We start from the raw sequence: 15,124 nt of genomic DNA, 5'->3' as shown, positions 1-15,124 counted from the left end.
GACATTCTAACCATCGCAAGAAAACTGCAATTCAAGGTAGAAATCTTGTCCTGAGTTGTGCTAAACGATTCCTCGGTAAGCTGCCCCACCGGCTATCTCCGGTGGTCCTTGGTCATCAGCTCCCCGGGTGACCGTGCAATCGCACGGGTGACCTATGCTTACTGAAAGAACATCTGAAAATTCGTTGACTGCTTGGAACGTGTCGCGCACAGCGCTTCCAATTGGCGCATTTTATCTGACAGAAATCTTGGTCGGAATCACGGATCTGGCCGTCGTTGGGTCTTTGGGAACTCAGCCTCTCGCAGCTGTGGGCTTGGGCAAGACCATCTTGCTCTCAATCTTAGTTGTGGGGTTCGCGGTCCTCTCTCTCGGGGCGGTCTTGATTGCAGAACACCCATCTCGCAAGAAGTGCGGAGAAGTTAGTCTCGCATCAATATTGCTGATTGTTCCAGTTACCGCCATCGCAGTGATCGCTGCCCATCTCACTCCAAGGATCCTTGAGTTGGGCGGGTATGAGGCTACGTTGACGTCTCTATTTGCCGAATACGCAATGATCCTAGTTTGGGCCCTGCCGCCCGCCTTGCTGTTCTCGCTCCTCAAAAATGTCCTGAACGTGCAATCTCGCACAGGGGTCATCACCTGGATTTCTGTTGGTATCGTGGGCGGGAACCTCTTGGGGAGCGTCATTCTGGTGCATGGGATCGGATCCTGGGACGGCATGGAAGTTCAGGGCGCTGCAGTTGCAACGGTGGCCGTAAACGTCGCGGCAAGCCTCGTCCTATCGATTCATGTGTCCCGAACCGGCTATGTCTCGTTTCACGGGCAAAGCACAAAGAACGTTTTTCTGCGCGCGCGAGAAATTGCATCTCTTGGCTGGGCCTCCGGAGCTCAGCAGGCACTAGAGAGCATGCTCTTCATCGTTGTTCTATACCTCCTAGGTATGCATTCCGGTCAATGGCTCGCTGCGGGCACCGTCGTCTTTGCGGTCATGGAGTTGAACTATGCGGCCAGTGGCGCTTTAGGCGAGGTTCTGTCAGCGCGCATGGCGGATAGACGTACATCAGGCGGAAATCTGCGGCAGGCGCTTTACCTAGGCATAAGAATGGTTGGCTCAACCGCCTTATTTCTGGCAGTCATCGTGTCCCTCTTCGTTGATGAAACCGTACTTCTTTTTACAAGTGCCGGAACCGATGAAGAGACCCTAGATCTCATGGGCTCGCTCTTAATCTGGACCGCACCGTTCTTCCTAATGGATGCCTGGCAAATTCTCTTCATCAACGCGCTTCGAGGATTGAAGCAAACTGTTATTCCGATGATCTTGAGTGCATCCTGCTATTGGGTGATCGGCATCGGGGGAGGAGTTTTACTCGCTCTACATTCAAATCTCCAGGTCGCAGGAATATGGATTGGATTTTGCTTGGGGTTGACTTCCGCGGCGACATTGCTGGGCTTCATGGCATTTAGAGAAGTTCTCCAACATGAAAAACGTCACGGATCAAGTGATAAAAGCAGCCGAAACTCGAGCGGATCAGGCGTACTGTCAAATGACTCATGACGCGCCCTCCCAATCTCCCGATTTACAGAAAATTACATGTTGCAGAATCGGGACTCAATCTCAATTCTTTCAATAGCAGGTCGATTTAAGGAAATAAGTGGATGGTGGTTAAAATGACCCGGCTGGGTTTGTGACGAGTACAGCCACCCCTTGCAAAAGAGAATGACAATGTTTGGCTTTACACATAAGAGCAATCAATATGCTTGTTGGCCGTCTACATCCTTCGGGTGGTGCGATTTTTTTTGAAAATTGACTGGCGGCTTAATAAAGCTGGATAGCGGCAATTACAGCTAGAGCTAATCAAGCCTCAAATTGAAGGCGATTTACAACGTATCACGTGCGGCATTTCGAATGGCGCGCGATGGGGAAATATTGCCTTGGGAAATATCGTGGAAAACATCCAACACATATCATCTGGGCCACTTACCTGGTCGAAGTATGACGTCGTGATCGTCGGCTCTGGCCCTTCCGGCGTGATGGCTGCACGTACATTCGCTGAGAAGGGGCAGGCCGTACTGGTGCTTGAACTTGGCCCAGTCGCCTCACCAGGTGCGATACATCGCGACCATCAAGCACCATACTCCATGGCATATGGTGCGAGGGGTAAACTCGATACAGATCCCTGGACGGCGTGCTGCGTCGGTGGCGGTATGCAGTTCTATGACGCGATTACATTCAGGTACCGAGCCGAGGACCTAACTGCGTCGCGTTTCTTGGCCTCAGACATGGAAATCGATTGGCCAATTTCCATATCCGATCTGTCAGAAGCTTACTCTGAGGTTGAATCTCTTCTTCGAGTGAGCGGTACTTCAGGCCATCCAGAATTTCAACTTTCTGGACGTGGTCGTCAGCTATTTGCTTCCCTAGAGGAATTGGGGATGCAACCAAAGAGAATACCTTTGGCTATCGATGCCCCTGGTGAAGCTTCGGGATGTATTTCCTGCTCAGCTTGTGATGAGCGCGTCTGCCCAATTGGCGCAAAAGCATCAATCCTTTCCAGAAGTCTTTTTTACGACGAGGGTTTATCCGGCTCAATTGATGTTCGGTATGGTATTTTTGTTAGTAGAGTTCTGTCAAGTCGTGAGGCTCACATAGATGGTGTTGAGTGCTTTATTACATTCACTGCAGACATCCTGAATATTCCCGCCAGTAAGGTAATTCTTTGCGCGAATGCAATTCAGTCTGCCGCTGTTTTTCTGAGGTCTTCCTCTATTCATATCGGCCAACCAACGCTCTTTCGGTCAGGCCTAATTGGGAAGGGTCTTTCTTTCAAAATTAGTGGCTATTCCACAGGGTATGTTGGAGATATTCCGTCGGATTTCGACGGACCGCATGCGGGCCCGCACGCAACCGTATTTTCGGACAAGTTTTACTCCCATGCTGATGTGCCAACCGGATTGGGTGGAATGATTTATGAGGCAAATCTTCCAACGCCCAATGAGAACCGAAAGCTTCTCAGGCTGCACTACATCGCTGGGGAGGAGCCATGGTCTCACAATCAGATTGAGCTGACAGACAGCCTGGATGCAAATGGCGTGCCTCGCTTGAAGATTTCCTACACCAACTCTCAGAACGATCTGGACCGGATCAACTTCCTTGCGGAGAGATCTGAGGACGTTCTGCGTTCGATGGGAATGATCAATATTCATCGCGAGCCCTTTCAACATGGGAAGGCGACGTGCTCCTCACCATGCTCAAGTCGCGCCAGGTCGGTCGTGGCCGTGAAAGCCGGGCGATCCTCGGGCGGTCGAAGTGCAATTCCCGCAGCACCGGTGTGATCAGCGCTGCGACGCCTGCCAAGGCCTATCTCGGACGTAGCCAGCCTCGATCGAAATGTTTCATCTGGAGGGCGCTGATCTGTGGGTCGGCGGATGGCCATCGTAGGCGGGATGACCATGCTCCGCGAATGGTCTGCTCGTATGCACTGGAAGGAGACCCAAGGTTTCTTCGCTACCGGCGCAGTGCCGCAGCTCGCTCTCGCGGGGGCAACCAGTTCGGAAAAACCAGCCATACCAGATGAAGCAGGCGACGCTGCCACCACGGCCGCGAGCGAAAGACCGCGAGCTCGGGACGGGCCGCATACAACTTGGCACGGATGCTATTAGCATTGTGGTCCATCTGGTAAGCATAGCACGGTTGGAAGCGCGCGTCTCTCCTTCACCAGGTTGTGTAGGTTTGAAATTTCGCCAAACCACGGCGGCGTAGGGCCTTTCAGCTAACACACTTGCGCTACACGTTTAACGAGTTACTCTGGGGCTTATTTTTAGTGGTAGGCCATCATGGACAAGCGCCTTCTCTCCGAGCGCGATATTTGCAGCAAATTTATTCTCCCAGCATTGATGAATGCCGGATGGGATTTGCGAACCCAAATTTCAGAAGAGAAAAGTCTTACTGTGGGCAGGATCATCGTGCGCGGCAAACTTGTGGCACGGGGGCAAAAGAAACGCGCCGATTACGTTCTCTATCTCAAGCCCAATATTCCGATTGCCGTGATCGAGGCGAAAGACAACCGGCACGCCGTGGGCGACGGCATACAGCAGGCATTGAGCTATGCAGAAATGCTGCGTGTCCCGTTTGCCTTCTCGTCCAATGGAGATGGTTTTGTTTTCCATGATCGAACTGGCCAGTCTTCAGATACTGAACAGAACCTTACACTCGAAGAGTTTCCCGCGCCTGCCGAACTCGAAGCGAAACTGTTGGCATGGAAAGGACTCAGCGCGGATCAAGCTAAGACTGCTCACTACCCCTATTTCGATAGTGGCAAAGAACCCCGCTATTATCAGATCAATGCCGTGAATGCTTCACTGGAGGCCATTGCCAAAGGTCAAGATCGGCTACTGCTCGTCATGGCGACAGGAACGGGCAAGACCTTCACCGCTTTTCAGATCATCTGGCGTCTCTGGAAATCTGGTCGCAAGAAACGTGTCTTATTCTTGGCTGATCGCAACGTCCTCGTCGATCAGACCATGGTCAATGACTTCCGACCGTTCATCGGCTCGATGGCAAAGCTGTCAACAAGTGCAAAGACAATCGAACGACCGGATGGAACCGAAGAGAAGCTAACACTTGCCATGGACCGGCGCCGCCGGATCAATACCGCCTACGAGATCTATTTGGGCCTCTATCAGGCGCTGACCGGCCCCGCCGAAAGTCAGAAGATCTACCGCGAACTCAGCCCGGATTTTTTCGACCTGATTATCATCGACGAATGCCACCGGGGGAGCGCGGCTGAAGATTCCGCTTGGCGTGAGATTCTCGAACACTTCTCCAGTGCAACGCAGATTGGCCTAACAGCCACCCCGAAGGAGACGGAATACGCGTCGAACATCAACTACTTCGGAGAACCAGTTTACTCCTATACCCTCAAGGAAGGAATCGACGACGGCTTCCTCGCACCATATAAGGTTATCAAATGCCATGTGGATCGAGACATCGAAGGCTATCGCCCTAAAAAAGGCCAACTGGACCGCGATGGGAACGAAGTCGAGGATCGCCTCTACAACGTCAAAGACTTCGATCGGACCCTTGTCATCGACGACCGCACCAAACTGGTTGCGAAGCGGGTCACACAATTCCTGAAGGAAAACGGAGACCGGATGCAAAAGGCGATCGTCTTTTGCATCGATCAAGAACATGCCGGTCGCATGCGTCAGGCCCTGATCAATGAAAACCAGGACCTCGTTCAATCTGACCCACGCTACGTGATGAGAATAACTGGCGACGACAAAGATGGACTCAACCAGCTCGCAAATTTCATCGACCCCGAAGCTCCCTATCCCGTCGTCGTCACCACCTCACGCCTACTCAGCACCGGAGTGGATGCACAGACCTGCCGCCTAATCGTTCTCGACCGTGAGATTGGCTCCATGACGGAGTTCAAACAGATCGTCGGGCGTGGAACGCGGGTGCATGAGGACACGGGTAAGTATTTTTTCACTTTGATGGATTTCCGGGGAGCGACGTCCCATTTTGCCGACCCCGATTTCGACGGCGATCCCGTTCAGATCTATCAACCTGGCCCCAGTGACCCAATCGCCCCTCCTGATGACACAGACCCTTCACCGGAGGGGGGCGACAGTGACGGCGAGACGATTGTGGTGAATCCTGGGGTGCCGGGTCCAAAGGGCGGCCCCAACGGCGGCGAGGATGAAGGGAAAAACAAAGGTCCTCGAAAGAAGATTTACGTGGACGGCATCGGCGCAAGCATTGTGAAAGAGCGAGTCGAGTATCTCGACGCCGACGGAAAACTCGTAACCGAAAGCCTCCGTGATTTCACCCGCAAGCATCTGACTCGCCGGTTCGCCTCCATGGATGATTTTTTGCGGCGTTGGCACGATGAGGACCGTAAGCAGGCGATCCTTGATGAACTGGCTGAGGAAGGCCTCGACCTCGATTTGATCGGTCGGCAGATTGACGCCGATCTCGATCCCTTCGATCTCGTTTGCCATGTCGCTTTCGACGCCAAGCCTCTAACCCGCCGCGAACGAGCCGAGAACGTAAAGAAGCGGGACGTTTTCAATCGCTATGGAAACCAAGCGCGGGCGGTTCTGGATGCTTTGCTTGAGAAATACGCTGACGAAGGCGTTCTGACCCTCGACGACACGAACATTCTCCAGATCAACCCATTCTCCCATATGGGCACGCCGATCGAGTTGATGCGCGCCTTCGGCAAGAAACCCGATTACCTGCGGGCAATCCATGAATTGCAAAAATCCCTTTACGAAGAAAGCGCCTGATGCGAACCATTGGAAGATCAAGGCTCTTGCAGATTCCGCAAAACGGCGGCGTTCCCGTTGAGCTAACGTGCAATCAAATTCGAAAGTCGGAAGCAATCCAAGTGCAGAGCTATCTGGAGCTCGCCAACAAAATAGCAGAAATTCAGTATCTGAACCCCGAATACGTGCTGGTCTTCAGGGGACAAGCCCACGACTACAGAGATGAAGACAACCTTTCCTCGATACGCCCTGGCATTTTCCGCGGCCGCGACAGGGTGGTAGGGAGATCTCCAATTGAGGCACGCTTTTCGAGGCTACACAGAGCAGAACGTCTACTCATAGATCATTGGCAACAGGCTCCAATAGCTGGCAACGAAAGGATAAAAAAGTATCGCATCCTGCGTTGGTCTATCCTACAGCACTATGAAATATGCGAGACTCCATTGCTTGACGTGACATACTCACTACGAGTTGCCGCCTCATTCGCTTCCCTTCAAGATGGCGGGGATGGATACGTTTTCGCACTGGGTGTGCCAAACATCTCTGGAACGATCACCACTGATATGGAGGCTGGTCTTCAGGTAGTAAGGCTCTCAAGCGTGTGCCCCCCGCAAGCTCGTCGCCCTCATATTCAGGAAGGATACTTACTCGGAGAATACCCTGATATCAGCGTATATACTGAAAAGCAGAACTATTCTCTATTTGAGGTTGATTTCGGGCGGAGGCTTCTTGCGAAGTTTAAGTTCGACAAAAAATCCTTCTGGAGCCGGAACACTTTCCCGAAGATTTCGACCCAAGCGCTCTACCCCGACAAGCATGATCCGTTTATGGACGTATCAAAACAGATTAAAGCTATGCTGGGTGACTAATCCATGTCCATGAGAAACCTCGTCAAATCCATCCAGGACGTCATGCGCAAAGACGTTGGTGTCGACGGCGACGCTCAGCGTTTGTCACAGCTCGTCTGGATGTTCTTCCTCAAGATCATTGACGACCAAGACGAGGCGCTCGAATTTACGCGCGACGACTACACCTCGCCCATCCCCGAGCACCTTCAATGGCGCGCCTGGGCAGCCGATCCAGAAGGCATCACCGGCGACGAGCTTCTGGACTTCGTCAACACACAACTGTTCCCAATCCTGAAGGAACTGCCGGCAACCACGCCCCGAGCCCGTGTTGTGCGCTCAGTCTTCGAGGACGCCTACAACTACATGAAATCTGGGCAACTCATGCGCCAGGTGATCAACAAGATCTCCGAGGTCGATTTCAACAGCTTGACCGAGCGCCAGCATTTCGGGGACCTCTACGAACAACTCCTGAACGACCTTCAGAATGCGGGCAACGCTGGCGAATATTACACCCCCCGCGCCGTTACCGCCTTCATGGTCCAGCAACTGGACCCGAAACCGGGCGAGATCCTGATGGACCCAGCCTGCGGCACCGGCGGCTTTCTGACCTGCGCCATGCGCCACATGCGCGAGCACTACGTCAAACGGCCCGAGGATGAGGCAACGATGCAGGCCTCCCTCCGAGCAGTGGAGAAAAAGCCACTGCCGCACATGCTCTGCACAACCAACATGCTGCTCCACAACATTGAGGAGCCATCCTGGGTCAAGCACGACAACACCCTGGCGCGCCCACTGATCAGTTGGACCAAGGACGAGCGCGTCGACATCATCCTTTCCAACCCGCCCTTCGGCGGCAAGGAAGAGGACGGGATCGAAAACAACTTCCCGCAGTTCAAGACACGCGAGACCGCCGACCTCTTCCTCGCCCTCATCATCCGGCTGCTGAAGAAGAACGGCCGCGCCGCCGTGGTCCTTCCAGACGGCTCGCTCTTCGGTGAAGGCATCAAGACGCGCCTCAAGGAACACCTGTTGGCCGAATGCAACCTGCACACCATCGTGCGCTTGCCGAACTCGGTATTCAAACCCTACGCCTCCATCGGCACCAATCTGCTGTTCTTCGAAAAAGGCTCCCCCACCCAGGACATCTGGTATTGGGAGCACCGCGTCCCCGAGACGCAGAAGGCCTATTCCATGACCAAGCCAATCCGGCTGGAGCATCTGGACGACTGCGCCGCATGGTGGGGCGGCCCCACGCGTGAAGGCCGCGAGGAAGGCGTGCGAGCCTGGAAAGTCTCGATCGACACCATTCGCGAACGTGGGTTTAACCTCGACATCAAGAATCCGCATGTCGTCGAGGATGATCATGGCGACCCAGAAGAACTGCTGAACGATCTGACCAAGGCTGAGGCCTCTGTCGAAAGCCTGCGCGCAGAGCTGAAGGCCATTCTAACTGAGGCACTGGCACGATGACACTGCTATCCCTTCCCGAAAGTGCCCTGGGCCGTTTGCGCGCGGCGAAGGCCGCAATGCTGGACCGGCCAGACACCTTGGAAATTCTGGAGGCCAAGGACGAAGTCCTCGCGCGCTACAGGCCCGCCTTCCAACCCGAAACCATCGGCACAATCGACGAAGATGTTCTGCGCTCGTTCCTCTACTTCGAAAACAACCGGCACTGGTCCGGCCTGAACCGCCAAGTCAACCGAGTCTGCGCGGACATGCCCACCACCCGGGCGGCGCTTACTCATCTGGTTGATGAAACCCGCCCAATCGCGAAACGCATGCAGCCAGTCACCGACATCAAAGGGATGGGCAAAGGCATCATTACCGCGATCCTGCATGTCGCTTACCCTGATCGATATGGCGTTTGGAACAACACCTCCCACGACGGGCTGCTTGAACTTGGCCTCCTGCCGCAAACTCCACGCGGAGCCAGTTTTGGCCAACGCTACGCCGCCGTGAACGAAGTCCTCCTTCACTTGGCCTCCGCGCTTGATGTCGATCTCTGGACCCTCGATGCGGTCTGGTGGTTCCTTCATTCCGATGCAGAGGACGACGACACCGATCAGCCCGCCCCAATCGCAGCGGATACCCCCACCCCGACATCCAATACCAAGACCACCCGCTTCGCCCTCGAACGCCACCTGCATGACTACATGTTTGACAACTGGGACATGCTGGACCTTGCGCAGGAGTGGGACATCTACACTCGCGACGGAGAGCCCGAGGCTGGCTATGAATTCCGCACCCCCATCGGACGTATTGACCTGCTGGCCAAGCATAAGCGCGAGCCGCGCTGGCTCGTGATCGAGCTGAAGCGCGAGAAGTCTTCGGATGCGGTGGTCGGCCAAGTGCTTCGCTATATGGGCTGGGTGCAGAAACACCTGAGTGAAAACGGTGAAACGGTCGAGGGCCTTGTCGTCGCCACCGACGGTGATCCGCAACTGCACTACGCACTCACAGTCGTGCCATCAGTGTCGTTCCAGTCCTACGAGGTGGAATTCCGCCTGAAGAATGGCCCTTCGTTTGAGGAGTTCGCCAAACCATGAATGCGGAACGGTTGCTGGAGGTCTACGAGCAGATCAGCGAAGCACCGGATGCCATCGCACGGCTGCGGCGGTTCGTGCTGGATCTGGCAGTGCGCGGGAAGCTGGTGGAGCCAATTTTGACCGAAGGCAACGGGGCTGAGTTGGCTCGCCTCATTGCCGCCGACAAAGCGGAGAAAGAAAAAGCAGGTCTCATCAAGCCCGCCAAGGCACCAAAAGGAGCAACACGCGAAATCGGATTGGAAATTCCTGAACACTGGCACGCACTGTTGATGGTGGACGTTCTGGATGAACTTCAGACCGGCCCCTTTGGCAGCTCGCTGAAGAAATCAGACTACGCTGTGGGCGGTGTTCCAGTAATCAATCCGGCTTCGATTGTGAATGAGGCTATCCGACCTGTCGCCGAAATGGCCGTCGGTGCGAACACACTTGACCGACTGGCTTCGTTCAAATTGCAAAGAGGCGACATTGTGATGGCACGGCGCGGTGAGATGGGTCGTTGCGCGCTTGTTGACGAGACTGAAGCTGGATGGCTCTGCGGCACAGGAAGCCTGATACTCCGGCCGTCGAAACTGTTGTTTGCCAAGTATTTGGTGCTTTTGATCGGCTCGCCATACTCTCGACACTACCTCGCCGGAAGTGCGGTTGGCGCGACGATGCAAAACTTGAACCAAAGCATCTTGCTCTCCTTGCCCATTGGCTTGCCACCCGAGCCAGAGCAACACCGGATCGTCGCCAAGGTTGATGAGCTCATGGCGCTCTGTGATCGGCTGGAGGAGGTCCGCACGACGCGGGAGGAGGTGCGCGACAAGCTCACCGCCGCCAGCCTCGCCTGCCTGACCGCCCCCGACACCTCGCCCGAGAATTTTGCCGCCCACGCCCGCTTCGCCCTCGAAGCCCTGCCGCCCCTCACTACCCGCCCCGACCAGATCAAAACCCTCCGCCAAACCATCCTCAACCTCGCTGTCCATGGGAAACTGGTTGAGCAGGACCCGGCGGATGAGCCCGCCAGCCAGCTCGTGAAGAGGATTGAGGATCAGCGAGAGGAGTATCTTGCCGCCGACTATCCAAATCCGTCGGAAGCGAAGACCCAGCGCAAGAAGCAGAAACAGCAGATTGTCCCGCCCGGTCTTCCAGCGCTCCCAGACGGGTGGTGCTGGACCACGCTTCAACAATCTTCACTGATGGTCATCGACTGCAAAAACAAAACTGCGCCGTATTCCGACAAGGGTATCAGGCTCATCCGCACGACGAACGTGCGCGATGGTAAAATGAACTCGAACGACCAGAAGTTCGTAACCGAAGCCACATACGAAGCTTGGAGCCTGCGTGGAAAGCCGCAGCCCGGAGATATTCTGATTACCAGAGAAGCTCCCATGGGCGAAGTTTGCATAATTCCTGAAGGCGAGAAAATCTGTCTCGGGCAACGCATGATGCTTGCAAGGCTGGTGCCGGATACGATCGACCCGAGGTTCATGTTGTATTCCCTCCGGGACCCGAATTTGATGGAAAGGGTTCAGGACAAACCGCTTGGAATGACCGTTCAACATCTTCGGGTAGGCGGTGTCGAGACTTTGTTGGTGGCCCTTCCGCCCCTGTCTGAACAACACCGTATCGTGGCCAAACTTGACGCGCTCATGAACCTCTGCGACCAGCTGGAGGCCGCCCTGACCACCACCGACACCACCCGCACCCGCCTTCTCGAAGCGCTCCTCAAAGAGGCCTTGGAGCCAGCCAGCGAAGTGCTGGAGGCTGCGGAATGACCGACGACGTAAATTGGGGTCACGTTGCAAACCTTCTCGACGACCTCTATGCCGCAGCCGATGGTCTGGAGAGCATTTTCCCCGGCCGGAAATTCACGCTCGATGGCCATCTCGTCGGCAGCATCGGTGAAGTCGCAGCGGCCTACATTTTTGATCTGGATCTTAATCCGGCCTCAACCATGGGCCACGATGCCCGATCCCGCTGCGGGCGGAATGTAGAAATCAAACTCACCCAAGGCCGCAGCGTCGCAATCCGCCACGAACCCGAACACCTGATCGTTCTGCACCGGCCTATTGGCGGCCCGCTGAGGGTTGTCTTCAACGGCCCTGGTAGTTTGGCGTGGACAGCTGCGGGCCGCATGCAGAAGAACGGACAAAGACCAATTTCTTTGTCGCGGCTATCGCAGATTTCACAAGATGTAACTCCAGAGGGGCGTCTGCCCGAAGTCAGGGAGCCACCCGTATGACCGAAAACCAGAGCCGAGAGCGTTCCGTTAGGGTTGGAGGACAAGCATGAAAACCGTTCTGCCAGAAGGAAAACGTATCCGTATCCGCTCCTTCTATGGGTTCGGCCCCGAAGACGACGGCTATGTAGGGTGGGACCCAGGAGAACGCACGAGACGCCTATCTGCGCAAGCTAAACGACGGCGATCTCATCATGATCTACGGCGCCAGCACAGCGGAGACGGAGAAATCCCTCCGCTCATACGTTTTGGGGTTCCTGGAAGTCGACGCGACACCAATCCGTGACTTCGAAAAATCCTCTGAGGAAGGGCTGGAACGAAAGCGTAGCACTGGCTGGGCCGAGAAATGGACCTATGCCATCCCTGTGCGCCGTGCATGGCGGGCCGAAGAGAAAATGATGATCTCGCGGATCGCCTTCAATTCGTATCGCCCGGAGGCTGGCCAGGCGCTGGCAGTGCATGGAGCCGATCTGGATGAAAGTGAGACCGCACAGGCCCTCAAGATCAGGGTGAGGGAGGTCAATGTCTTCGGCGAACCGCCTATTGAGGAAAACAAAGCGGTGGTGGTGCCTTTCGCGAAGGTCTTCGAACCTTCACGGGCCTTTCCTGCCAGCTTCGGTGAAAGGACAACCGTATACGAAGATGGCGAATCCTATCTTTACCTCGCCGTATACGATGGCGATGGTCACAGTTTCGTCGGAAAAAAGAAGACTTTCGGGAACAGGTCGGTAGCCATGAAAATTTGCGTCACCAATGCTCCGAAGAGGCGGGAGGCCGAACTAAATGTCGGCATCCCCCCAGCCGCTCCTGGTCGCTGGTCGATACGAGCGACTTCACAGCCGTTTCCGAGCTAGAAGGCGGCGGAAGAAGTTGAAGCGCAATTCAAGCGTGAATCCCATGGCCAATTGGAAAGCTTGGGTGGGGAGTTCTTCTGGGGCAACTTAGAGACTGCCGAGACGCTCTGTTGGGCATTGCCAGGAATGTCTCGGTTCTAGCAAATTCACTTGACGCATTTCGTCTCCACACAAAATAGCCAATCTCCTTGTTGAAGCACCGAATGAGGTGCCGCGGGTCTTGACGCTGGCCGCTTTGGGCCACCCTTCGGAAGATAGGCCCGGACGCTCGTTCGCGACGCCAGCGGCACGACCGCGGTCGCTTCGCTTGGGGTCTTGCGGAGCCCCAAGGATAGCACAGTTGATTGAGAAGGCAGAACAAGGGGCCATGGCATCGCCATGGCCCCTTCAAACTTGGCTCAGGCACCGGTTTGACGCGCGCTGCTCGCCGCGAAGTAACCCGAGAGGCCACGGCAACGCGTTCCAGCTACTCCAGGCACATTTAGTTGACCTTAGGCCGCTGAAGGTTGGCCGATCTCTGCGACGACACCCATTGCAAAGCCGGGTCTCGTCGGCGACACTCAGGAGATAATCGCTTTCAGTCAACGTGCGCACCGCACGGCGATCCCGTTCGGCGCTGCGTCGTTCCGCGCGCTGCATGAAGCGGCGTCCCCAGGTGTCGGGCGCGGAGTCACCAATCGAGCCAAAGGTCGACAGCCCCGCCGGTGGCGCAAAAGCGCCCCGCGTAATGGGGAGAGCAGGCTCAAGCGAGAACCGCTCCGCATCCTTCAGCCATGCCGGATCGTACTCGAACAGGATGGTTTCACCACCGCGCACACGGTTGCTGTGCGCGAATCCGACAGGATGCAGGCGGCCATTCAGATCGACGTGAACTTCGAAATCAGCCATCGCGCGACGGTCCCGCGGGCCGCTTGAGGTGGACACTCTTCGGCAAGTCGGCACTGGCCAGCGCCTGGCCGACACTATCGTTGGCGATATCTGCCACTTGGCTTATCCACAAATTCCGCATACCATTCCCACCAGGCGCATATGTATTTTCCAAGTGTCATCTTATAATTCTTGGTGAGTTAGAAACACCGAAGACCGACATGAACACCAGAACCCTCCGGAACCTGGCATCAACTTTACGATGCTCTGGAACGGGAGCGACCGCGACGATCACATGATTGGGGTCGTCTGGGAGTGCAGTTGACCCTGTGGTCGCTTACATTCCTTCGGTAATTGCCAGCATGTCGACAGGCCCCCATGGGGCGCTTGTCACCCGCGCGTTCAGCGACTGACCTCCAGACAGACCCTCCTCGCTGAGAGCAATTGCCCGACGCCGCCAGAAGACGGCCCGGAAGCACCCCCCCATGACAATTCGCCGACCACAACTTCATGGAAGGGGGCGGTGCGGTCTACTCAGTTGCGAATGACCTGCTACGGGTCTTTCATCCAGCCGCGACCGGAGCCCGGTGGGTATTTACGCCGATCGGCGTAGGGTGAGCAATCGCCCGACGCGCGGAGCCATCATCTCGCACAGTGGGACGGGCGATTGCGGTGGTCAGGGCCCGCGCGTAATCAGCAGGTGTCTGGTAGTCCAAGGCCGAGTCCGGGCGTTCGGTATCCGGACGAGATCTTCCGCCTCCAAGACCGCATGGCCGACCTGGTCAAATCCCCCGGCACGATGGTGTGGGCATGTGTGGCTCAGAAGTAGCGCAGGGCGGCAGCAACCCGGCCCTTTTCGACAGAGGCTTACCCATCCCCGAAATATTTTTCGGCCTCCCCAACCCCGAAGGTCTCAAGCGCTGTACGATCCATCTCGAAACCCTCCGGCCGCACCAGCACATGCGGGATGAAGGGCCCCCCATAATTCACCACAGGATGGCCCTCATGGGAGTGAAGCTCCCCGTTCGCTTCTCGGGCCAACATGATGAAGTCGACGAGATACTGGACGCCATTGAACAAGGCACTTCGTTCTGCCGCAGGAAGGTCGACGATTGTTTTCAGGTCAATCACCTGGTTCATCAGATCGACGAATTCCTGCTCGGTGAAGTTCTTGGGAAGTCGTTTGGCGAAGTCCTCAAGGTTCATGGTTGCGCCTTCTGTGAAATAGATGATGCCCACGGGCCTCCTCAGATTCAGGGGCTATCCCCTGAAGGTGTCATAGTCTAATTTTTCCGAATGGCGCAACAGAAAAACACTTCGAAGTGACGTTCATCTTATTGAGCGCATTGCGAAAAATTGACATGAATCTTGTTCTCACGCACAGACGCCGGGATAGTTGGGGAGTAGCGTCATGCTGCGCCGACACGAATGCCGCTTGGGCTGCCCCCCCCGCCAGCTGCGCCCATCAGCCCAAGCTGCAGCTATAGCCTAGGCCGACCTAAGGCGCGCGCTCGC

General features: G+C 55.8%; 11 protein-coding genes and 1 pseudogene. 9 read left to right on the top strand and 3 right to left on the bottom strand.

From position 1 onward, the window contains the following. The first annotated feature begins 154 nt into the window (after positions 1 to 154). The 9 genes from FGE21_RS18845 to FGE21_RS18805 all read left to right on the top strand — a co-directional run bounded on the left by FGE21_RS18845 (position 155) and on the right by FGE21_RS18805 (position 12,742). A complete protein-coding gene (locus FGE21_RS18845) occupies positions 155 to 1,555 on the top strand; it encodes an MATE family efflux transporter (RefSeq protein ID WP_139664955.1) in 1,401 nt (466 codons plus the stop codon). Between the two features lie 377 nt (positions 1,556 to 1,932). Continuing rightward, complete coding sequence (locus tag FGE21_RS18840; RefSeq protein WP_176695489.1) at positions 1,933 to 3,333, top strand: NAD(P)/FAD-dependent oxidoreductase; 1,401 nt, start codon at positions 1,933 to 1,935, stop codon at positions 3,331 to 3,333. A 501-nt stretch (positions 3,334 to 3,834) separates the two neighbouring features. Next, positions 3,835 to 6,291: an EcoAI/FtnUII family type I restriction enzme subunit R gene (gene hsdR, locus FGE21_RS18835; protein WP_139664953.1), complete on the top strand. Its 2,457-nt coding sequence runs from the start codon at positions 3,835 to 3,837 to the stop codon at positions 6,289 to 6,291. Next, a complete protein-coding gene (locus FGE21_RS18830) occupies positions 6,291 to 7,139 on the top strand; it encodes an FRG domain-containing protein (RefSeq protein ID WP_139664952.1) in 849 nt (282 codons plus the stop codon). Before hsdR ends, FGE21_RS18830 begins: the two co-directional genes overlap by 1 nt. Before the next feature lie 3 nt (positions 7,140 to 7,142). After that, positions 7,143 to 8,588, top strand: coding sequence for a class I SAM-dependent DNA methyltransferase (locus tag FGE21_RS18825; protein WP_139664951.1), 1,446 nt, complete (start codon positions 7,143 to 7,145; stop codon positions 8,586 to 8,588). Continuing rightward, positions 8,585 to 9,664: an endonuclease NucS domain-containing protein gene (locus FGE21_RS18820; protein ID WP_139664950.1), complete on the top strand. Its 1,080-nt coding sequence runs from the start codon at positions 8,585 to 8,587 to the stop codon at positions 9,662 to 9,664. The genes FGE21_RS18825 and FGE21_RS18820 overlap by 4 nt, the downstream gene beginning before the upstream one ends. Further along, complete coding sequence (locus tag FGE21_RS18815) at positions 9,661 to 11,424, top strand: restriction endonuclease subunit S (protein ID WP_139664949.1); 1,764 nt, start codon at positions 9,661 to 9,663, stop codon at positions 11,422 to 11,424. The genes FGE21_RS18820 and FGE21_RS18815 overlap by 4 nt, the downstream gene beginning before the upstream one ends. Further along, positions 11,421 to 11,891: a hypothetical protein gene (locus FGE21_RS18810; protein ID WP_218062794.1), complete on the top strand. Its 471-nt coding sequence runs from the start codon at positions 11,421 to 11,423 to the stop codon at positions 11,889 to 11,891. Before FGE21_RS18815 ends, FGE21_RS18810 begins: the two co-directional genes overlap by 4 nt. Before the next feature lie 191 nt (positions 11,892 to 12,082). Beyond that, a complete protein-coding gene (locus FGE21_RS18805; RefSeq protein ID WP_255731667.1) occupies positions 12,083 to 12,742 on the top strand; it encodes a GIY-YIG nuclease family protein in 660 nt (219 codons plus the stop codon). Positions 12,743 to 13,129: 387 nt separating this feature from the next. Here FGE21_RS18805 and FGE21_RS18800 read toward each other — a convergent pair whose 3' ends face one another. The 3 genes and pseudogenes from FGE21_RS18800 to FGE21_RS18785 form a co-directional block, all read right to left on the bottom strand. Then, a complete protein-coding gene (locus FGE21_RS18800; RefSeq protein ID WP_218062793.1) occupies positions 13,130 to 13,630 on the bottom strand; it encodes a HipA N-terminal domain-containing protein in 501 nt (166 codons plus the stop codon). Positions 13,631 to 14,172: 542 nt separating this feature from the next. Further along, positions 14,173 to 14,349, bottom strand: a pseudogene (locus FGE21_RS18790) (IS3 family transposase); the annotation flags it as partial. 127 nt (positions 14,350 to 14,476) lie between these two features. After that, entirely contained in the window at positions 14,477 to 14,848 is a 372-nt protein-coding gene (locus FGE21_RS18785) for a hypothetical protein (RefSeq protein ID WP_255731666.1), read from the bottom strand. Between the last annotated feature and the right edge of the window lie 276 nt (positions 14,849 to 15,124).

Source organism: Phaeobacter sp. B1627 (assembly GCF_006265095.1).
Lineage (GTDB): Bacteria > Pseudomonadota > Alphaproteobacteria > Rhodobacterales > Rhodobacteraceae > Epibacterium.
This window is presented reverse-complemented; position numbering and strand designations above follow the sequence as displayed.